This is a genomic window from Gracilibacillus salinarum, assembly GCF_022919575.1.
Classification (GTDB): domain Bacteria; phylum Bacillota; class Bacilli; order Bacillales; family Amphibacillaceae; genus Gracilibacillus; species Gracilibacillus salinarum.
This window is the reverse complement of the sequence record NZ_CP095071.1, coordinates 3,394,111-3,414,056: the sequence shown is the minus strand read 5'-3', so window position 1 is coordinate 3,414,056 and position 19,946 is coordinate 3,394,111. Positions and strand designations below refer to the sequence as shown.

Here is a 19,946-nt window from a genome sequence, read left to right as displayed (position 1 = left end):
TTTCCTATTAGGAGGATCGATATGGAACAGGAACAACTGAATGTAAAGACACCGGAATACGTCACCTTACAATTCGATTTAGCAGGAATAGGATCGAGAGGCGCGGCTCAGATCCTGGATTATTTACTCGTTTTTTTAGTACAGATTGCCATTATTCTGACCTTAACTTTCTCACTGGAAAACAACCCTTCTGTCGTTTTGTTATTCAATGAATACGATAATGTTATCCTTGCACTGGGGTTAGTGATTATCTTTGCTTTAAATTTTGGGTATTTTATCTTTTTAGAATTTCTCTGGGGCGGACGGACCATCGGAAAGAAACTTGTAGGTATTCGGGTGATTCAAGAGAACGGACACAATGTAACATTCTTATCGAGTCTGATCCGCAATCTGCTACGGATAATTGATATGTTGCCAGGCTTTTATGCTGCCGGTATTCTGATCGTTTTTTTTCATTCGAAGCATAAACGATTAGGCGATCTGGCGGCAGGTACACTTGTCGTACACGAACGTCGAAATAAAACAGCTAAAAGACATGCACTGGATAAGTACATGGAACAATTAGCATTAGACCTGGATGAGTTTCCATTAACCGCACAGCAATTGAAACCATTTAATCAAAAGGAATGGCGGCTAATCCAAACATATGCGCATCGAATTGCAGAAATAAGACCTGAACAAAAGCCGATCGTCACAAAACAAGTAAGTGACATTGTATTGCCGAAACTCGAAGAAAGCACGTATCAAAATAAGGACAAAGAAAGAGTCCTGTTATTACTTTATTTATATTTAAAGGATGAATGGGAATTTTAAACTAAGATCTACTCCTCAACTATTAGTGCGGGGAGTTTTCTTTGTTCTTCTTGCATGAAAATAATCACCGCCTTTATATTTATTGTTGTTGGTATCCCAATGAATCGTTTTTTCTTCTTTTTTCAATTTCGGTATATGCTTCGAACAATGCACATACGCTTCATCAACAATGATATGGACCCATCTTTCAGCTTTATCTCCCTCACGCTGATTCATATAAGTTAATTGTTCAGTCGAAAGCAGCAAGCTCGATAATTGTTCGTTTTCAACAATTTCAGCTCGCCCATTTATGTGTAAACCAATTTGATCCTCAAAAAAATCAACAAACATCAAGCCAATATGAGGATTTTCACTAATATTACCAAGACTCGCCAAGACACCATTGCCACGGTATTCAGGATACATTAATGTATGCTCATCAATCGTATATACAAAACCTTCCTGGCCGGCTCGAAAGGATGCGTCGCAGTTCCCATCGCTATCAGATGTTGAGATAAATACCATCGTTTGCCTGGCTATAAACGCGATCATGTCTTGATTCAGAAAGTGAAGCATTTGATTTTTATAGAATGCATTCGCTCTTTTCTCTGTTCCATATTTCGTCTGCAACGTTCTTTCCCCTTTTGACACAGATTATCCCCCTCTTTTTATCTAACTATTATACTAGTCCTTTAGCCTTTTCTCTATCAACAAATGATCAGATTAAAAAAACTGTAGAATCTCACAAACATCAGACTAATTATTGAAGAATATAGCAAATCACTTTGGTTAGCTTTAACCATTAGGCTTGCTCTACATGATTCTTGCCACCTGTACAAAAGAAAAAAGGATAAAAACCCGTAAACGAAGGTTTTTATCCTTTGTTACTATACTAGTTATTATAATGGATAGATGATCCCGGACCAAGGTCGAAGCCAAACATTATCCAGATGATCAACATCAATGTCCAGCTGATCATGAAGAAGATTGCATATGGGAACATCGTAGATATCAAGGTACCAATTCCCATCTTCTTATCATATTTCTGCGCGAACGCAATGATTAATGCAAAATAGGTCATCAAAGGTGAAATAATATTTGTTGAGGAATCAGCAATACGATATGCCATTTGCGTCAACTCCGGTGAATAACCCAACTTCATCATAATCGGTACAAAAATCGAAGCCATCATTGCCCACTTCGCAGTTGCACTACCGATGAAAATATTTATGAAACCAGCTATGATAATAAACACAATCAATAGCGGAATACCTTCTAAACTGATATTCTCTAAGAATTTCGCGCCATAAACACCAATAAATATTCCCAGATTCGATTCATTAAAATACGCAACAAACTGACCAGCAGAAAATGACAGAATAATGAACAATCCCATTGACCCCATCGTGTCAGATAAGTGATTAGCCACATCTTTGTCGTTTCGGATATTTTTTGCTACGATACCATATACAACTCCTGGTATGAAGAACAAAATAAAAATAATTGGAACAAGACCATCTGACATAAATGGAGACTCAATTATTGCACCATTCTCCCCTCTTAACGGTGCATTTTCAGGCACAATTAAAAAGGAAATAGCAATAGCTCCCGCAACTAAAGAAAGTCCTGCTAATTTCAAGCCCTTTTTCTCTACTTGCGTTAAGCCTGTAGCTTCTTCTTTAAAGCTTCCCGTATAGGCTCCTAATCTTGGTTCTACAATTTTTTCCGTCACCAAAGTACCGACAAGTGTTAATAAAAATACAGATGCAATGGTAAAGTAATAATTCATTAAAATATTCATTGTATCCGCATAAGCAGGATCCTCGATTGCCGCCGCACCGATAGTCATTTCGCCTAATAATGGTTCTAATGCTGTTGGTACTAAATTTGCACTAAAACCTGCTGATACACCAGCAAAAGCAGCAGCTAGCCCAGCCATCGGATGTCGACCTAAGGCAGCAAAAAGCACAGCCCCCAATGGAGGTAATAAAACATAACCTGCATCTGTTGCCACACTAGACATAATACCTGCAAACACTAACCCTGCAGTGATCAATGCTTTTGGCAAAGATAGTACAAAAGCTCTTAATGCTGCACTGATCATTCCCGTTCTTTCGGCAAGACCAATTCCAAGCATCGTCACAAGTACAACACCAAGCGGTGCGAAGTTAATGAAATTATCCACCATACTTGTGAAAATATAACTGATACCTTCTGCATTTAATAAGTTCTTCACAGCAACTTCTTCTTCAGGATTACTCGGATTTTCTACCGTTATACCTGTACTAGAAATGACAGCAGATAGAACTAATACTAAAAATGCCAATAGCATAAAAAGTGTTACTGGGTGGGGCAATTTATTACCAATATATTCGATACGATTAAGACTTCGCTGGAAAAAACCCACCCTTTTTGGTTTCTCCATTTTGATTCCACCTTTATTAATGTGATAATTTTCAGAAAATTTAATAAATTTTCTGATCAGCTAGGACACATTATAAGTGAAACATGGACAATTTCAAGAGGGTATAAACAAGTTCTACTATTCAAAAAATTCGCTAAAAATCGGAGAAAGTAGACATAAGCATTTTTTGTACTGCATGCATTTAGATAAACTGCTCATAAACCGCCCGGTACTAATTGACATAAAGATTATACGATTACCTATAATGTGGATTATGTTAACTAAGGCTATATGGCAAAACGGTCATTTTGAAATATTTTATCTGCTTAGCAAAGCTCCGGAAATAGGCTCCGCGTCCTGTGGGCACGGCGGTCTGCAAGGCTACTACTTGAAATAACATCTGTGCTGCCTTGTGCCGAGGAAGCTTACCTCGAAGCGATACTAGAAGACACAGGCACAAATGAAGTGGATCTTTAGCTCGCGCTGATTCCACGGGAGTCTCCGCCTATTTCCTGCGCTTAAGAGAAGTGCTTCAACTTATGTAACAGTAAATAGCAGTGGTTCTTGGCATTTTTCCATAGCTATTATATATGCATGCGATCAATATGCTAGCTCTGACAAAAATTGTAGAGTCCCAATTCTAGCGTAGGCCAACCACGGAGACTCCCGCGGGACAGGCAGGCGCTGAAGATCCACAACGTCTGCACCTGCGTCTACTAGTAATGCTTCGAAGTAGGCTTCCTCGGTGCAAGGCAGCAAAGAAGTAACGCAAGTAGTAGCCTAGCTTCAGCCGTGCCCCGCAGGACGCGGAGTGATTGGACGGAGCGGTATCCCAGCACATGAATCATTTCAAAATTACCACAAAGCATAAAGCGGCCAGTTAACATAATCCATATTATAAGAACACACCTTCATGTTCAGCATGATAACGTATATGCTTTTTTGCTAAACAAAAAACCTCCTGAAAGAACAGGAGGCTCTATTTCGACTAGTTCTACAACGGACTAGTTTGGTTATCTGATTTCTTTGCCAGCAATTACCGGCTGTACTTGTGCTTTGGAAGGTTCCAAATTCAATTCTACTTTTAGTTTTTTTCTGCGCGCTGAAATTTTTTCCAAAGCAGATAAAACTAGAAAAGTAAGCAGAATAGTTAGAGAAACCATGTATAAAGAAGTTACCATAGTCAACTATCCCCTTTCCTAAAAAAATATTCGCATTTACTAGTGAATTCACTTATATAGTACCATATTTATTTGATTTGTAAATATAAATAATGAAATTCTTTTAAATTCTTTTTGATTCTCTACATTTTATTCAAATACTCCTAATTTGTAACGGTTTTGTAATGATAAAAACGTGATAATACCGCCCTTTTTCATAAATAGACTGAATATTTATTCAATTTATATAAAATATGAAGAATCCTTTTGATCGTTGGTTCGTATATATGCACAGACCAACAAAAAGGGAGTGGATTGACGATGAACAATCATGAAATTGACTTTACATTATACGGTGATGATATGCAGTTTGTCGAAGTAGAGTTAGATCCGCAGGAAACCGTTATTGCAGAAGCAGGTAGTTTGATGATGATGGACAGTGACATTTCCATGGAAACAATCTTTGGTGACGGATCTTCACAGCAAGGGGGATTGGTTGGTAAATTACTTGGAGCTGGTAAACGAGTCATTACCGGTGAAAGCTTGTTTATGACAACCTTTACGAATCAAGGGGTTGGTAAGAAACATGTCAGCTTTGCCTCGCCATACCCTGGTAAAATTGTGCCGATGGATCTGAGCGCACTGCGCGGAAAAATTATTTGTCAAAAGGATGCCTTTCTTGCTGCTGCAAAAGGCGTTACTGTTGGCATTGAATTCCAACGTAAAATCGGTACTGGGTTCTTCGGGGAGAAGGCTTTATCATGCAAAAACTAGAAGGCGATGGTTTGGCTTTCATTCATGCAGGAGGCACCATCCACAAACGCGTACTGCAACCAGGTGAAAAACTAAAAGTAGACACCGGTTGTCTTGTGGCAATGACTGGAGATGTTGATTATAACATTGAATTCGTCGGCGGTGTAAAAACTGCTCTGTTCGGAGGAGAAGGCATATTCTTTGCGACATTAACTGGTCCAGGGACCGTCTGGGTACAATCGTTACCTTTTAGTCGACTTGCCAGCAAAGTATTTGCCGCCTTACCTGAGAAGGGCGGAAACAAAGGTGAAAGTGGAATCGGTGGCCTTTTTGACCTCTTTAATAAATAAACATCATTAGAAAAGTGCAAGCGTCCGTATAGAAACGTAGCGACTGGACGGCATCGACTGAGACAAAGAGATTACGGTAAGCAAGTGATACAGATGATAATTTTCGCCCAAGTACATAAGGGCGACTAAGCCTCTGTTTATCACCAATCGGTAAGTCTTCTATGCTCGCATAGACACGCCTGTTCCTGTCAGAAAGTGGACGAAGCCTTAAAATTTTATGCTTTTTGTACTCACAAAAAACTCCCTTAGCTTGATAAACGACTAGGGGAGTTTAGTCTTTTAGCATTGCCTTAATACCTGCAATATTGATCCCTTGATCAATGAGTTTTTTTATCTCTTTCAGTCGGTCAATATCATTTAACGAAAACATTCTCCGGTTCCCTTTATTTCTTGCAGGAGAAATTAAACCTTGTTCCTCATAGTATCGGATTTGTCTTCCGCTCAATTGCGTTAAATCCTTTACCACACTAATCGGAAAAGCCGCTACATGGTCCGGAATATCATTATTCACACTCTTCTCCCCTTTCAGGTTAAGGCAAGCTAGCAATATGCGTATAGATATCTTTCAGGTTATGAAAACCCATTTCTTCTGCTATCTTAATATTCTCAGACCACAACTTTGCTGTTGCAGCTGCATCATATAATGCATGATGTCTGTTGCCAATTTCGACGCCATGATGATTACACCAGTCATCTAATGAGACATAGTCGATCTCTGGTGATACCACTTTTGTAAGAAAGGATGTATCAATAATACGGTGTTGAAAACTCGTCTTTAATGCCGTCCAGCTGGCATGTTTCATAAATTGCTTCTCATGACTGGAATGATGTGCCACTAACGTATCACTGCGAACAAACATAAAAAATTGTTTTAACACGTCAGGTAAAGTAGCTGCCTGATTTAATTCGAAGGCTGTAATCCCCGTTAATTCCTCAATTTCCTGTGGCGGTGGAAGAGCACTGTAAATGGTCTTATAAAATAGCTGATCCTCTAGTATTTCTGCCCCTTTCATCTTAACAGCACCTATTGAAAGAATTCGATCACCATTGTATGGAAAGAAGCCTGTTGTTTCAATATCAAACACTACAACTGAAAGATCTTTAAAAGGTGTGTTCAAAACGTCTTTTTGCTTTAATTCTCGTTGCAAATTACGCATATAGGCAATTTTCCGAGCATCCGACTGACCCGCTAAGACACTGCTGTCCGTCATTTTCCCTGACATTTGCTTTATGAAGTGAAGCATCTGATTCATAATCATTTCGAACACTCTTCTTCAATCGTATGTTTGGTACGGTCAAATAACTCTGTACCTTTTTTCATAAATTCCTTCAACTCCTGTTTATGACGTTTCGATAAATCTTTCAAAGGAATATAGTGTACTTCTTCATATTCTTCCACATCATTGGTGAACTCGAATTTAAAAGCTAGTAAATTCTTAAATAGCATCTGATAATCTGACAGAAATGGATACTTAGACTTTAAATTTTCAAACCTGGACATAGTAGGTGCCTGATTGAAATCATTGCACAAAGCCAGCAGCCGTAATGAATTGATATAAGGAAAAAGCGTCGTTGTTTTAATGTTAATCTGACCTGACATTTTCCCGCTTTGCTCGGGTAACAATTGACCGAAGACACCGACTCCCTTGCGAATGAAGTCTACATTGTCAACTAGTCTCGGTATCACTTTCGGATTGTTATCGATATATTGAAAGGTTTCCTCTTTTAATTCCTGTAATAAATCGGCTTCTCCCAGTAACACTCTTGAATCAAAAAAGGTGGAAAAGTGTCTCAGCGATTGCCAGCTTTCTTCTTCCAACCAATTCACCACTTGTTCCTTCCATTCATCTACCGATTTCGTCCATCTGGATTCTGACGACATTACTTTACCGTCACATCGCTCATAACCGGCTATTTCCAGTCCTTCCACGATTTTTTCTCCTAATTGAAGAAAATAATGCTGATAGGATTCAGAACCATCAAAAACAATGCCATGATCCTGATCACTCCAAATAGATTGTTCACTTCTGCCTGCACTACCCATTAGAAAAAAAGCGAAGGGAGCAGGGATTTCCCCCTGCTCATCCTCCATCTTCTTCATTGCTAATTGTACCGTTTTGCGCATAATATCATCATGAAATTCATTTAAATTATCGTGGTTGCTTTGCTGATGAATATGCGCTTCACGAAAATCTTTTATGTCTGTAAAGTTCATTGCGGAACTCCACTCCCTTATGGACGAACTATGCATTTATCTTATCCGCTTTTTGCTCGCTTGGATGTGGAATATTTTCTGGGTAACCGTAACTGCCGTGTTCACTTAAGTCAAGACCAATGATCTCTTCTTCTTCTGATACACGAAGTCCACCCATTACTTTATCCATCACTTTTAAGATAATGAATGATACAACAAATGCGTAAGCACCACTCGCTGCAACACCAAGGATTTGAACACCTAACTGTTCGAATCCACCACCGTAGAATAAACCTGGCTGACCCCAATCCATTCCCGTTGACAATGGCTGTGTAGCGAAGAAACCTGTTGAGATAGTACCCCAAACACCAACTGTACCGTGTACTGATAAAGCGAAGATCGGATCGTCAATTCTAGCACGATCAAAGAATTTCATACTAGCATATACAATCAAACCACCAACAGCACCGATTACGACTGCCGCCCAAGGATCTACGAAACCACAAGATGCCGTAATGGCAACTAAACCTGCTAATGCACCATTTAACGTAGTTGGAACGTCTGCTTTACCAGTTAAAGCCCAAACAAGTAACATTGCCGCAACCGCACCAGCAGCCGCTGCTAATTGCGTGTTTAAAATAACAAATCCGAAGAATGCGTCTGATACACCAAATGTACTTGCACCGTTAAATCCAAACCAACCTACCCAAAGTAGTAATACGGCTAATGCTGTATACACTTGGTTATGACCTGCGATATCATTAGACGAACCATCTTTATTGTATTTACCAATTCGAGGTTTTAAGATAATAGTAGCAGCTAATGCCGCCATCGCACCTGTTAAGTGTACAACGGTTGAACCCGCGAAATCTTGTTTACCATGATCCGCTAACCAGCCGCCACCCCAAATCCAGTGAGCAACTACCGGATATACTAACGCCGAGAAAAGAACAGCAAATACTACATATGCAGACAGTTTAGCACGCTCTGCAAAACCACCAAATGCAATAGTTAAAGCAATAAGTGCGAACATCATTTGGAACATGAAGTCTACAGCTGGGGATAATCCGTCACCGCTGAAACTTGTGTCACCGTAAAAGAAATTGGACATTCCGATAAACCAGTTTCCTTCTCCGTAAATAAATCCGTAACCGACTGCCCAGAATACCAAAGAACCGATACCAGCTGTAAAAATTGTTTTACCTGCGATATGACCAGCGTTTTTCATTCTGGTAGAACCAGCCTCAAGTAAGATAAATCCACCAAGCATTAATAAAACTAAGAAAGTACCAATAATGACCCATAAATTATCCATAAGTACCATTTCCATTTCGCTTTTCCTCTCCTTGTAAAAAATATTAACATCATCTGTTAAATACAGTTTAAGACGAAAAACCTAGACCGACAATTTTTGTGTAAGGAAATCTAACATGGTTTTTATAACACAAATGGATAACCTTTCTGGATACGCTAATACTATAATATCATCCATTATATCCTTCATCCATCACCATATGCCATACTTGATAAAAATATATACAAGTTAGTTACTATTGTAAAAAAAGCTAATTTGTATTTATTGTGTTTCCTGAACAAGAAAAAAGCACTAACCAAAGGTTTAGTGCTTTTTTACCAACTTATAAGAAAGGTCCTACTACATAATTAATAAGAAACCATAAAATTCCAAAGAAAATAATTAAATATGTTATATATTTTATTGCAGCAACGCCTACTTTGCTAGAGTCGGTTTTCTTTTCGCGCTTTTCTACTTCCACGTCTTTATTTTGTACCATTAGGTATTCACCTCTCTTTGTAGCGTTTATATATTTATTACCACAAAAAGAGGACACAAAAACATCGGTTATTATTTCGCTCTAATCTGATCCTGAAAATCAATTTCTTTATGAGATCCGTCACAAAACGGCTTATTTTTCGATGCACCGCAGCGGCATAATGAAAATTTCTGTTTCGTAGGGAACGGATTACCTTCCGCATCTACCAGTTCCACATCTCCCGTTACTAAGATTGAGCCATTATCTCTTACTTTTAATTGTACTTTATTCGCTTTTTCTTCACACATCTTTTATTACCCCCTTCTGATATTTTAGCGATTTGATCAACAAATGTCTATGGTTCCTTGTAAAATGAGACTTCCAGCAGCGAGAGTTTTGACCCCACTGATTCTAGCGAAACTTATCAGGAAGTTATCGTCCGTTAATCCCTCACTTAGCTTTTTAATTTATTTATCGAATCTTGAAGTGGAGTATTACGGACGGTTAGCGCCGTGGTAAAACATGTTCAAAAAGGAAATGAAATTGTCCATAGCAATTTTTCCAGAACTTTTTTTGAACATCTTCTTGTATAAAAAGATATGCACAAACACACATTATAGTGAAAGGTGGGATAACATGGAAAGTACGAACGGAATCAACTACTTTGATCAGGCAATCGACGATTACAAACGTGGCACAACCAAATTACAAGACCAATTACCAGAAATGATGAGGGGCTTTTTTCATTTTACTGAGGAAGCTTTTAAAGAAGGATCGATAGATAGGAAAACCAAGCAATTAATGGCACTGGCGATCAGTATCTATGCCCAGGATGAGTATTGTATTATCTACCATACAAAAGGGGCTGTCGAGCATGGCGCGGACAAAAAAGAAATAATGGAAACCTTAGCAATAAGCACAGCACTTGGCGGTGGAGCAGCATTCGCCCAAGCAGTCACACTTGCAATCGACACCTATGATCATTATCAGGAACGCATGCATTAATAGGAGAAGACCGCAGAGCTGAACATCCACTTTGTTTGTACTAGCGGCTGCCTGGGACGCTTCGATGTTAGCTTCTCGCGGCACAGTGTATTTGCAGTCTTTTATACATGGTACAGACAACGTCGAGCTTCCTTATTGTTCAAATTTGTGCTTTCCTATCGTATAAGAAAAAGCAGAGAGCTTAGCTCTCTGCTTTTTCTTATAATTCATATGGTGTTTCCTGATATACATAATAGTTTAACCAGTTGGAAATTAGCATATTGGAATGCGTTCTCCATCGCAGTTTTGGTATCTGTTCCGGATCGTCATCCGGAAAATAATCTTCTGGAATTTGTGGGTGTAACCCTGCCGCTGTGTCTCGATCGAATTCCTTCTTCAGCGTTTGTGAATCATACTCAGGGTGACCAGTGACAAATATTTGCTTTCCATCCGTAGAAGCTACCAGATATACCCCCGCCTTATCCGATTCACTTAAAATCTTTAAGCCGGGTGTATTCTCTATATCTTCTTTGCGAATATCCGCATTACGAGAATGCGGAACCATAAACTCTTCATCAAATCCACTTAATAATTTCTCTCGAGGATCATTCAGTGTATGCGGATAAATACCCGATAGTTTTGTTGGCATAATATATTTATCGATATTGAAATGATAATACAATCCAGCCATCGCTCCCCAGCAAATATGCAAGGTTGAGGTGACATTTGTTTTACTCCATTCCATAATTTGCGAGAGTTCATCCCAATACTTTACTTCTTCGTACGGAAGCTTTTCAATAGGTGCTCCTGTTATAATTAATCCATCATACTTATTCTGTTTTACATCTTCTATCGATTTATAAAACTGTTTCATATGCTCCGGTGATGTGTTCTTCGATGTATGCGTACTTGTATGCAAAAGTCCAATATCAATTTGTAACGGACTATTCCCAAGTAGGCGCAGAAGGTGTGTCTCTGTTTGTTGTTTTAATGGCATTAAATTTAAAATTAATATTTTTAATGGCCGTATATCTTGTGTAAATGCCCTGCTTTCATCCATAACGAATATATTCTCTTCTTGTAATTTTCCCTTAGCTGGTAATAAATCCGGTACTTTTATAGGCATTATTTCGTGACTCCTTTATCTTCATATTTCCGTCCACAAAACATCCTGTCAACGTGGAGAAATGGGCTCTTTTTCAAACAACACGATACATTTCATTTTACCTATTTTTCCATATAAAATAAAGTGAAATGTTTTAAAATTCTGATATTTTCTTGTAAAAAATAATTTAGTTCTCAATAGCGCGATAAGAAAAATCAGGCATAACCCGCCTGGTCCTGTTTAATTTAACTATTATATAACTACCTATAATATGGATTATGTCAACTAAGGCTATATGGCAAAACGGTCATTTTGAAATATTTTATCTGCGTTGCAAAGCTCCGGAAATAGGCTCCGCGTCCTGTGGGCACGGCATCAGCTAGGCTACTACTTGAAATACATCTGTGCTGCCTTGTGCCGAGGAAGCTTACCTCGAAGCGATACTAGAAGACACAGGCACAAATGAAGTGGATCTTCAGTTCGCGCTGATTCCACGGGAGTCTCCGCCTATTTCCTACGCTTAAGGAAAGTGCTACAACGGATGTAACAGCAAAAAGCAGTAGTTCTAGGCATTGTTCAATAGCAATTATATATGCATCCGATCAATATGCTAGCTCTTACAAAAATTGTAGAGTCCCAATTCTAGCGTAGACCAACCACGTAGACTCCCGCGGGATTATGCAGGCGCTGAAGATCCACAATGTCTGCACCTGTGTCTACTAGTAACGCTTCGAAGTAGGCTTCCTCGATGCAAGGCAGCAGAGAAGCAATTCTAGTAGTAGCCTAGCTTCAGCCGTGCCCCGCAGGACGCGAAGTGGTTGGACGGAGCGGCATCATACCACACATAATATTTCAAAATAACCACTAAGCTGTTAGATGACATAATCCATATTATAGGAAGTCCGTTATGTTCAATATGATTACTGCTGTGACTGAACGTTTGTACTTTCTTGACTGATTAGAAAAACTCGGCATTCACCTGGTTCATTAGCGAGTTCCGAGCTTTTCATACACCAGTTACGCTTTGAATTTCTGCTACGTCGATCTTCTCACTTGCTGATCCCTAAGTGTGAAAAAAAGATGCCTCTATTTCAAGCGGCATCCGTTTGTTTATATGTCACATCATCCATTGCGGTGGCGTATTTTTACCCCAGTACACTTCTGCTAATGGAATATGTTCTTCGAATTGATCATTGAATAGATGATAGTGAAATTGAAAATAGTAACCATCCGATGGTCTTTTCACTCGATTAACATGAAACTTGGCAACATTCTGCTTTTGCTTGGCGTCATATAAGTTAAATATACGTTCACCATATCCAGCAGAAGGCTCTTCTTTTATCATTAAATATTGGCTTTCCTCTTCGCCAATTTGTTCATATATATCGTGTAATACTGCTTCCAAGTTTGGTAACACGACTTGATTCAGTTCAGTATCAATTTTAGTTGATATTTTCCCTAATTTTTCAAACACTAATTCTTCCGCTTGCTTATCTAATTCTTGTAAGTAGAGTTGATTCGAGTCTTCAAGGACGACGTCACTCGTATCCTCTACAACCTGATCATCCAATTGTTTTGCTTGATCTTCACTCGGTTCAACTTCGCCTTTATCGATATCGGCATCAATATAGATCGGCGGTACATATAGACCCAGTGTTAGGATTGTTATTAATAAGACTGTCAGTTTCTTCATCCAGATAACCATCTCGATCGAACTCCCTTACATCTTCTTATTAAAAGTGTATCACGTTTTAGGCATTTGTCTATAGATCGCACTGTTTTTTCCTTGATTTACACAAATTTTACTTAAATATTCCATTCGCATTGTTTTCTTGTATAGATAGACCCATTTTGCGTCAAAATAAGAATAGTTTACGCTTCATACAAGGTGGGACAACAATGGATCAAGAACATAAGGAAAAATGGGAAGAACTCGAACGAGACTTTGATCATGCAGTACCGGAAGAGATTTCTCCTGATATAGCTTATTATCGAACGTTACTGGCAAATGTGATTATGATTGGTGCTCCAAATGATAGTGAATGGATTTTAGTCGATGCCGGTATAAAAAAATACCAAGACCGGATTTTGCATGCGTGTGAACAACGGTATGGCAACAAACCGCCAGCCGCGATTATTCTAACACACGGACATTTCGATCATATCGGGTCCGTCAAAAAACTGGTTGATCATTGGCAAGTACCTGTATATATTCATCAAAACGAAATGGATTTTGTAACAGGCATTACGCCTTATCCGCCAGGTGATCCTACTGTCGGCGGCGGAATGATATCGTTACTGTCCACCATATTTCCTACTAAACCAGATCACTTGGAAGGCATCGTTTCTCCCTTACCCAACGACGGAAGCATACCTTATTTATCGGAATGGAAATATATTGAGACATTTGGACACACACCTGGTCATATCAGTCTTTTTCGCGAAAAAGATCGTGTGCTTATTGCAGGAGACGCAATCTCAACGGAAAAAGCGGAGTCATCCTTTTCTGTGTTTTTTCCCATTCAACACGTGTACGGACCCCCTGCTTACTTTACGCAGGACTGGGCTCAAGCAGAACTATCCGTACACACCATCAATGAATTAGAACCCGATATCGTTATCGCCGGCCACGGGCTGCCGATGCAAGGAGAAACCATGAAACAGGAGCTTAGCTATTTAGCTGAACATTTTCAGGCACAGGCAATTCCTAAGCATAAAAGAAACTAATAGAAAAAAGCTCAAATCTCTGCTTCTATGCAAAGAAGGAGAATAGCTGATGCTATTCTCCTTCTTCTTCTATTTCTGCTGGTTTGCTCTTTTTAATAAAAAAGGAAAGGATTAGCCCGACCATGGTAACGATCGATAGTACCATGAAGGTTGTATTAAATGCTTCAATAGCCGGTAAAGCTTTCCCACTTTGTTCAGCAGCGGCCTGAGACTGTGTTAAGATCGTGACATATATTGCTGTCCCCACAGATGCTGATACATTCCGCAAAGTATTATCCATTGCTGCACCATGCGCAATCAGCTTCTTCGGTAGTTGATTCAGCCCTGCTGTAGCAACTGGCATCATTACCATCGAGATCCCAAGCATTCTAATAGCAAAGATAACTGTTAAATAAGTAATAGAAGTCTTGTCATCTAATATAGTAAACAGAAAAGAGCCGATTGTCATCAGAGCGAATCCAATAATTGCGAGCCATCTCGCACCAATTTTGTCAAAAATGCGACCCGTTATCGGTGACATAAAACCAGTAATCAGGGCACCTGGTAAAATAACTAAGCCTGACTCCATCGCACTAAAATCTCTGGCATCCTGCATATACAATGGAATTAACGTTTCAACAGCAATCAATCCCATAAATGCAATCATCCCTAAACTGACAGTCAACGGAAAAATAGAATAGGTAAAGACCCGAAATTCCAACATAGGGTGTTTCAGTTTTAATTGTCGCAAAATAAAACTTAAGAGCGATATCACACCAACGATCAATACGACAATCGTAACCATCGAATCCCAGCCGTTATTACCTGCACTTGTGAATCCGTAAAGCAATCCACCGAAACCTAGTGAAGATAATATAATGGAAGGAATATCTAATTTAGGCTTCGTAATCTCTGTAACATTCTTCATCACAAAATAAGCGATAATAATATCGATAATAGCGATTGGTAAGATGATATAAAACAGAACTCTCCAAGAATAGTGTTCCGTGATCCAACCTGACAACGAAGGACCGATCGCAGGTGCAAAGGAAATAACAAGCCCAACCATCCCCATAATAGAGCCCCGTTTGTTAATTGGAAAAATCATCAGAAATACCGTTTGCATTAGAGGCAGCATGACCCCTGCCCCCGCAGATTGAATAACACGACCTGCAAGAAGTACCGAGAAACTAGGTGCTAATGCTGCAACAAGGGTACCGACCGCAAACACACTCATCGCAGTCAAAAATAGTTGCCTTGTTGTAAAACGATCTATTAAAAATGCAGAAATCGGAATCATAATTCCATTTACAAGCATAAAAATGGTCGTTAACCATTGCGCTGTATTTGCAGTTATGCCCATTTCATTCATAATAGGAGGTATCGCTGTAATCATTAACGTTTGGTTTAAAATCGCAATAAATGTTCCTGCTAACAGTAAAGCTACAATGGTTCCTCTTTTTTCCACTTTTACAGTCATTCACTCACTCCTATTTCTGTATTATATTTCTAGTCACGAAAGATATTGTATGATCTTTTCGACAAAAAAGCAATAAAGAAAACTCAGTGAGTGCTGAGCCTTTGGCGAGAGCAGAGCTGTAGTTGCCTTTATCTATTTTCCACTCAAGGGCTTCCCTTTTGAAATAATTCCCTGATGCCTTTGAATAGTTTTTAAATAGGTAAGAAAAACCGGGCATAACCCACCCGGTTCTAATTGACTTAATTAATAAACTTCCTATAATATGGATTATGCAAACTAGCAGCTTAGTGGTCATTTTGAAAAATTACGTGTGGTATGATACCGCTCCGTCCAACCACTCCGCGTCCTGCGGGGCACGGCTGGAGCTAACTTTGTGAAGAAGAACGCTTCACAAAGTTAGCTCCAGCACCTGCTCAATCCCGCGGGAGTCTCCATGGTTGGCCTCCGCTGATGTATAGCTCCACAATTTATGCGACAGTTAGGATATGAAGCACTAACTGCAAGATTTAAACCTTAATTGATGAAATAAATTGCTTAGCACCACTGCTTCTAGCTGTTCCAATCGTTGTAGTACTTCCCATTAGCGCAGGAAATAGGCGGAGACTCCCGTGGAATCAGCGCGAGCTGAAGATCCACTTAGTCTGTGCCTGTGTCTTCTAGTATCGCTTCGAGGTAAGCTTCCTCGGCACAAGGCAGCACAGATGTTATTTCAAGTAGTAGCCTTGCAGACCGTCGTGCCCACAGGACGCGGAGCCTATTTCCGGAGCTTTGCTAAGCAGATAATCTATATCAAAATGACTATTTGGCAATAAAGCCTTAGTTAACATAATCCATATTATAGGAACTCAGCTTCATGTTCAAAGTGATTACTGCTGTGACTGTACTTATATACTTTCTTTACTCATAAAGAAAACTCAGCGATTGCTGAGCCTGCTTTTATCATCCATATTTATTTTAGCCAACCTTTTTCCTGCGCTTTCGTAATCGCTTCAATCCGGTTATCTGCCTCTAACTTATCTAAAATAACGGATATGTAATTCCGTACTGTTCCATTGGACAGAAACAATGTTTTAGCAATCGCTTTTGTTGTCTGACCTTCCGCTAACAGGTGCAATACGTCAGTCTCTCTTTCAGTCAGCGGATTTGTTTCTGAAAAAGCAAGATCAATTAATTCCGGGGAGTAAATCCTTTTACCAGTAATTATTTGGCGAATAGATTGTGCCAAATCCTCACTAGGACTATCTTTTAACAAATAGCCATTCACACTGGCATTCCTTGCTCTTTCAAAATATCCCGGTCTGGCAAAAGTAGTAAGAATAATGACTTTACACGGATGATCCTTTAACTGCTCCGCTGCGTCCAATCCCGTCATTACCGGCATCTCAATATCTAACAAACATATATCAGGATTTTCTTTTTGAACCAAATCTAATACCTCTGAACCGTTATTGGCCTTACCAATCACTTGCATGTCTTCCTCCAGGTCCAGCAAAGATCCTAATGCCCCTAACAACAATTGCTGATCTTCTGCTAACACTATCCGTATCATACATCCCCCTCCTCTTCTACCTGTTTTAACACTTTCGGAACAGATACTAGTACTTCAAAACCTTCAGATGATGAATGAATTCTCAACGTACCATTGACAAAATCCAACCGCTCCTTCATACCTGTTAGTCCATTTCCAAACTTATTCTTACCTGTTGTGCCCACCCCGTTATCAATTACTTGCAAATGAGTGGCTTCTTCTGTATCCCGTAATCGAAGACAACATTTACTTGCATTACTATGCTTTACAATATTAGTTACTGCTTCTTTCAAACACATACTAATCACATTTTCAATTAATATTGGAATACGGTCGATATCTGCTTCCGCTTTCACTTCACACGCAATTCCAGCTAATTTCAGCAACTGCTTCGCATGTTCGATTTCATCTTCTACTTGAATACTTTTCATGTCGGACACCATTTCACGCACTTCTTTTAATGCCTGACGCGCTGTATCTTGTACATCTTTTAATTCCTGTTTGGCTGCTTCTTGATTTCTTTCCATCAGCTTTGCGGATAATTCACTCTTCAATCCAATCATCGATAATTTCTGTCCTAACGTATCATGTAAATCTCTCGCAATCCGATGACGTTCTTCCATTATTGCGAGTTCAGCAATTTTTCGATTTGCGTCTTCTAATTGACCTTCTAATTCTTCCTGTTTGATGCGATTATAACGATTAATTGGTATCAAAATCACACCTAGAATCGTCATAATCAAAAAGGGGATTTGTTCTAAAAACAAAGAATACTTAATAATAAACCCTGCTGTCATCGCCCCCGCTGTGACAACAAGGTGAATTACATACATTGTAATAAAACCTGCTTTATGACGAATATTACCAACAAAAAATGCACTAAATAAAGCAAAATATACATATCCGTACAATAAAGTCATGAAAATATGAATGATATACTCCACACTTAAACCAATGTAGACCAAAGGACCACGCGATGTAAAAGTAACCCAGTATACGCCAAAAAATAACAGTGTAACTACACTACCGATTACAATTTCAAATAAAGAAGTAGATCGAAAAATAAAATAAAATGGCAATACACAAAAAATTATCCATATGTATAAGCTTAAACCAGTGTGACTGGGAAATATATCATACCAATGCCGCACAGCAATATTCTCCTTTTCCAACTTAGAATCTATCTAAACATATTATAGAGGTTGTTCAAAAAGTTACCAAATGATTAGCGACATATCTCTGTCATTCCATTTAGTTGTACACACATACCTCAAGGGAAAACCGATTAGTCTTGCACGAATAGAAAATATATTTACAAAAATTCCTTAGTAGAAGGGAGTCCATACTTGTTCCCTAATACTCTACAAAGGAGCACTTATGCATAGGAGTATGGGCTATAAACAGTTAATTAGTCAACGCTTATTTTTTTACCCATTTGGCAATACAGTTCCATTTAATATAATCCATATTGTAAGTACCCGTCCCCTTATTACTTCTAATACTGTAGTTTTCTTGCTTTTTGCAAAAAAGATAATCTTCTTCCTGGCGCCAGGAAGAAGATTATCAGGTTAAGAACGAACGGTATTGGAATTTTTAGAGGACAACGATATGTCCTTAAAGCTGACAAATAACTTTTTATCTTCATCAAATAATCGGAAGCGAAGCGATTCTAAGCTTGTCTTTAATGTTATCGTCGTTGCTTTTTGCAATGGTGGTGTCTCTTCATGCGCTTTATTTAATAAGTAGTTGGGAACTCTTGGTGCCAAATGGTGCACATGATGATATCCGATATTCCCAGTAAACCACTCCAGCCATTTTGGCAGTTTATAATAAGAACTTCCATCAACTGCAGCTTTCACATAATCCCATTCTGATTCATGTTCAAAATAAGAATCTTCGAACTGGTGCTGCACATAGAACAACCAAACGCCTAATACGCCTGCTACATACACAATAGGCAATTGTACAAACAGCAACGCTTGCCAGCCTAATGTCCACACCATAACCGAATAGATCAGCAACAACAAGCCGTTAATAAGATACGTATTAAGGCGTTCTTTCTTGCGGGCATCCTTACGGTTAAAACGATTACTGTACAGGAATAACATAAAGGGACCTAATCCAAACATAACGAATGGATTACGATAAAGACGATATTGAAGCTTTTGCCATTTGCTTGCACGTTGATATTCCTTTACCGTCATGATCCAAATGTCGCCTGTCCCTCTCTGATCAAGATTCCCACTGGTAGCATGATGAATAGCATGTTCCCTTTTCCATTTCTCAAACGCGAAATGAGTAAGCACACCAGTTGCCGTTCCGATTATCCTGTTTATTTTTTTGTTTTGATAAAAGGACTGATGGGCACAATCATGAAAAATAATAAACGCTCTTACCATAAATAACGCCGCTACTACTGAGATTGCCAGACTCAACCAAACTGAGACGGACAAACTTTGATAGGCTAAAAACCATAATATAAAAAAGGGTGGTATTGTATTTAATAGTTGAATGGTACTCTTTTTTGATTTCGGAGATGCATATGGCATCACATCTTTCCGGAGCTGTGCTTGCTTCTGTTTACTCACACCGATCCCTACCTTCACTCTCGTATTTACTTAAGAGTTTATAGAAAAAAAACGGTAAATGTAAGAGACAGATGTCAGGACTTTTATATGACAAATGTCATATAAAAGTCAGCGTCCGAATTCCCATTTA

Annotated in this window: 18 protein-coding genes and 1 pseudogene; 4 read left to right on the top strand and 15 right to left on the bottom strand. The window is 39.0% G+C overall.

Annotation, left to right across the window (positions count from 1 at the left end):
* Positions 1–21 precede the first annotated feature (21 nt).
* Positions 22–813, top strand: a complete 792-nt coding sequence (locus MUN87_RS15975) for an RDD family protein (protein ID WP_244741632.1) — start codon at positions 22–24, stop codon at positions 811–813.
* 15 nt (positions 814–828) lie between these two features.
* Here the strand turns inward: MUN87_RS15975 and MUN87_RS15970 are convergent, their stop codons facing one another.
* From MUN87_RS15970 to MUN87_RS15960, 3 genes are all read right to left on the bottom strand, one after another.
* Complete coding sequence (locus tag MUN87_RS15970) at positions 829–1,443, bottom strand: pyridoxamine 5'-phosphate oxidase family protein (protein ID WP_244741630.1); 615 nt, start codon at positions 1,441–1,443, stop codon at positions 829–831.
* Positions 1,444–1,684: 241 nt separating this feature from the next.
* Entirely contained in the window at positions 1,685–3,217 is a 1,533-nt protein-coding gene (locus tag MUN87_RS15965; RefSeq protein ID WP_244741628.1) for an AbgT family transporter, read from the bottom strand.
* Between the two features lie 992 nt (positions 3,218–4,209).
* Positions 4,210–4,377, bottom strand: a complete 168-nt coding sequence (locus tag MUN87_RS15960) for a hypothetical protein (RefSeq protein WP_244741626.1) — start codon at positions 4,375–4,377, stop codon at positions 4,210–4,212.
* A 300-nt stretch (positions 4,378–4,677) separates the two neighbouring features.
* Between MUN87_RS15960 and MUN87_RS15955 the strand changes: the two are divergent.
* Positions 4,678–5,459, top strand: a pseudogene (locus tag MUN87_RS15955) (TIGR00266 family protein).
* 271 nt (positions 5,460–5,730) lie between these two features.
* Here MUN87_RS15955 and MUN87_RS15950 read toward each other — a convergent pair.
* From MUN87_RS15950 to MUN87_RS15925, 6 genes are all read right to left on the bottom strand, one after another.
* Complete coding sequence (locus MUN87_RS15950) at positions 5,731–5,970, bottom strand: MerR family transcriptional regulator (protein ID WP_305037399.1); 240 nt, start codon at positions 5,968–5,970, stop codon at positions 5,731–5,733.
* 19 nt (positions 5,971–5,989) lie between these two features.
* The gene (locus tag MUN87_RS15945; RefSeq protein WP_244741625.1) at positions 5,990–6,718 is read right to left on the bottom strand and encodes an exonuclease domain-containing protein; all 729 of its coding nucleotides are present in this window, start codon (positions 6,716–6,718) and stop codon (positions 5,990–5,992) included.
* Positions 6,715–7,674 carry a DUF294 nucleotidyltransferase-like domain-containing protein gene (locus tag MUN87_RS15940; RefSeq protein WP_244741623.1) on the bottom strand — a complete coding sequence of 320 codons (960 nt, stop codon included), beginning with the start codon at positions 7,672–7,674 and terminating at the stop codon, positions 6,715–6,717. The genes MUN87_RS15945 and MUN87_RS15940 overlap by 4 nt, the downstream gene beginning before the upstream one ends.
* A 28-nt stretch (positions 7,675–7,702) precedes the next feature.
* Positions 7,703–8,983 carry an ammonium transporter gene (locus tag MUN87_RS15935; protein ID WP_244741621.1) on the bottom strand — a complete coding sequence of 427 codons (1,281 nt, stop codon included), beginning with the start codon at positions 8,981–8,983 and terminating at the stop codon, positions 7,703–7,705.
* A gap of 307 nt (positions 8,984–9,290) precedes the next feature.
* Positions 9,291–9,446 carry a hypothetical protein gene (locus MUN87_RS15930; protein ID WP_244741619.1) on the bottom strand — a complete coding sequence of 52 codons (156 nt, stop codon included), beginning with the start codon at positions 9,444–9,446 and terminating at the stop codon, positions 9,291–9,293.
* A gap of 71 nt (positions 9,447–9,517) precedes the next feature.
* A complete protein-coding gene (locus MUN87_RS15925) occupies positions 9,518–9,733 on the bottom strand; it encodes a CDGSH iron-sulfur domain-containing protein (RefSeq protein ID WP_244741618.1) in 216 nt (71 codons plus the stop codon).
* Positions 9,734–10,061: 328 nt separating this feature from the next.
* Between MUN87_RS15925 and MUN87_RS15920 the strand changes: the two genes are divergently transcribed.
* The gene (locus MUN87_RS15920; RefSeq protein WP_244741616.1) at positions 10,062–10,430 is read left to right on the top strand and encodes a carboxymuconolactone decarboxylase family protein; all 369 of its coding nucleotides are present in this window, start codon (positions 10,062–10,064) and stop codon (positions 10,428–10,430) included.
* A 199-nt stretch (positions 10,431–10,629) separates the two neighbouring features.
* Here MUN87_RS15920 and metA read toward each other — a convergent pair whose 3' ends face one another.
* Together metA and MUN87_RS15910 are read right to left on the bottom strand one after the other, a co-directional pair.
* Positions 10,630–11,535 (bottom strand): homoserine O-acetyltransferase MetA, encoded by a 906-nt coding sequence (metA, locus tag MUN87_RS15915; RefSeq protein WP_244741614.1) that lies wholly within the window; start codon positions 11,533–11,535, stop codon positions 10,630–10,632.
* Positions 11,536–12,631: 1,096 nt separating this feature from the next.
* Positions 12,632–13,207 carry a YpjP family protein gene (locus MUN87_RS15910; protein ID WP_244741612.1) on the bottom strand — a complete coding sequence of 192 codons (576 nt, stop codon included), beginning with the start codon at positions 13,205–13,207 and terminating at the stop codon, positions 12,632–12,634.
* A gap of 206 nt (positions 13,208–13,413) precedes the next feature.
* Between MUN87_RS15910 and MUN87_RS15905 the strand changes: the two genes are divergently transcribed.
* Positions 13,414–14,241 carry an MBL fold metallo-hydrolase gene (locus MUN87_RS15905; protein ID WP_244741610.1) on the top strand — a complete coding sequence of 276 codons (828 nt, stop codon included), beginning with the start codon at positions 13,414–13,416 and terminating at the stop codon, positions 14,239–14,241.
* A gap of 52 nt (positions 14,242–14,293) precedes the next feature.
* On the opposite strand, the gene MUN87_RS15900 is transcribed toward MUN87_RS15905, so the two are convergent.
* The 4 genes from MUN87_RS15900 to desA all read right to left on the bottom strand — a co-directional run bounded on the left by MUN87_RS15900 (position 14,294) and on the right by desA (position 19,816).
* Positions 14,294–15,700 carry an MDR family MFS transporter gene (locus MUN87_RS15900; RefSeq protein WP_244741609.1) on the bottom strand — a complete coding sequence of 469 codons (1,407 nt, stop codon included), beginning with the start codon at positions 15,698–15,700 and terminating at the stop codon, positions 14,294–14,296.
* Between the two features lie 949 nt (positions 15,701–16,649).
* The gene (locus MUN87_RS15895) at positions 16,650–17,249 is read right to left on the bottom strand and encodes a response regulator transcription factor (RefSeq protein ID WP_244741607.1); all 600 of its coding nucleotides are present in this window, start codon (positions 17,247–17,249) and stop codon (positions 16,650–16,652) included.
* Positions 17,246–18,379, bottom strand: a complete 1,134-nt coding sequence (locus tag MUN87_RS15890; RefSeq protein ID WP_244741605.1) for a sensor histidine kinase — start codon at positions 18,377–18,379, stop codon at positions 17,246–17,248. Before MUN87_RS15890 ends, MUN87_RS15895 begins: the two co-directional genes overlap by 4 nt.
* A gap of 417 nt (positions 18,380–18,796) precedes the next feature.
* A complete protein-coding gene (gene desA, locus MUN87_RS15885; RefSeq protein WP_244741603.1) occupies positions 18,797–19,816 on the bottom strand; it encodes a Delta(5) desaturase DesA in 1,020 nt (339 codons plus the stop codon).
* Positions 19,817–19,946: the final 130 nt, after the last annotated feature.

Excerpts from the sequence above, each read along its gene's own strand:
- MUN87_RS15975 (WP_244741632.1), top strand. The coding sequence starts at position 22 with ATGGAACAGGAACAACTGAATGTAAAGACACCGGAATACGTCACCTTA.
- MUN87_RS15965 (WP_244741628.1), bottom strand. The coding sequence starts at position 3,217 with ATGGAGAAACCAAAAAGGGTGGGTTTTTTCCAGCGAAGTCTTAATCGT.
- MUN87_RS15960 (WP_244741626.1), bottom strand. The coding sequence starts at position 4,377 with ATGGTAACTTCTTTATACATGGTTTCTCTAACTATTCTGCTTACTTTT.
- MUN87_RS15945 (WP_244741625.1), bottom strand. The coding sequence starts at position 6,718 with ATGATTATGAATCAGATGCTTCACTTCATAAAGCAAATGTCAGGGAAA.
- MUN87_RS15940 (WP_244741623.1), bottom strand. The coding sequence starts at position 7,674 with ATGAACTTTACAGACATAAAAGATTTTCGTGAAGCGCATATTCATCAG.
- MUN87_RS15935 (WP_244741621.1), bottom strand. The coding sequence starts at position 8,983 with ATGGAAATGGTACTTATGGATAATTTATGGGTCATTATTGGTACTTTC.
- MUN87_RS15930 (WP_244741619.1), bottom strand. The coding sequence starts at position 9,446 with ATGGTACAAAATAAAGACGTGGAAGTAGAAAAGCGCGAAAAGAAAACC.
- MUN87_RS15925 (WP_244741618.1), bottom strand. The coding sequence starts at position 9,733 with ATGTGTGAAGAAAAAGCGAATAAAGTACAATTAAAAGTAAGAGATAAT.
- MUN87_RS15920 (WP_244741616.1), top strand. The coding sequence starts at position 10,062 with ATGGAAAGTACGAACGGAATCAACTACTTTGATCAGGCAATCGACGAT.
- metA (WP_244741614.1), bottom strand. The coding sequence starts at position 11,535 with ATGCCTATAAAAGTACCGGATTTATTACCAGCTAAGGGAAAATTACAA.
- MUN87_RS15910 (WP_244741612.1), bottom strand. The coding sequence starts at position 13,207 with ATGAAGAAACTGACAGTCTTATTAATAACAATCCTAACACTGGGTCTA.
- MUN87_RS15905 (WP_244741610.1), top strand. The coding sequence starts at position 13,414 with ATGGATCAAGAACATAAGGAAAAATGGGAAGAACTCGAACGAGACTTT.
- MUN87_RS15900 (WP_244741609.1), bottom strand. The coding sequence starts at position 15,700 with ATGACTGTAAAAGTGGAAAAAAGAGGAACCATTGTAGCTTTACTGTTA.
- MUN87_RS15895 (WP_244741607.1), bottom strand. The coding sequence starts at position 17,249 with ATGATACGGATAGTGTTAGCAGAAGATCAGCAATTGTTGTTAGGGGCA.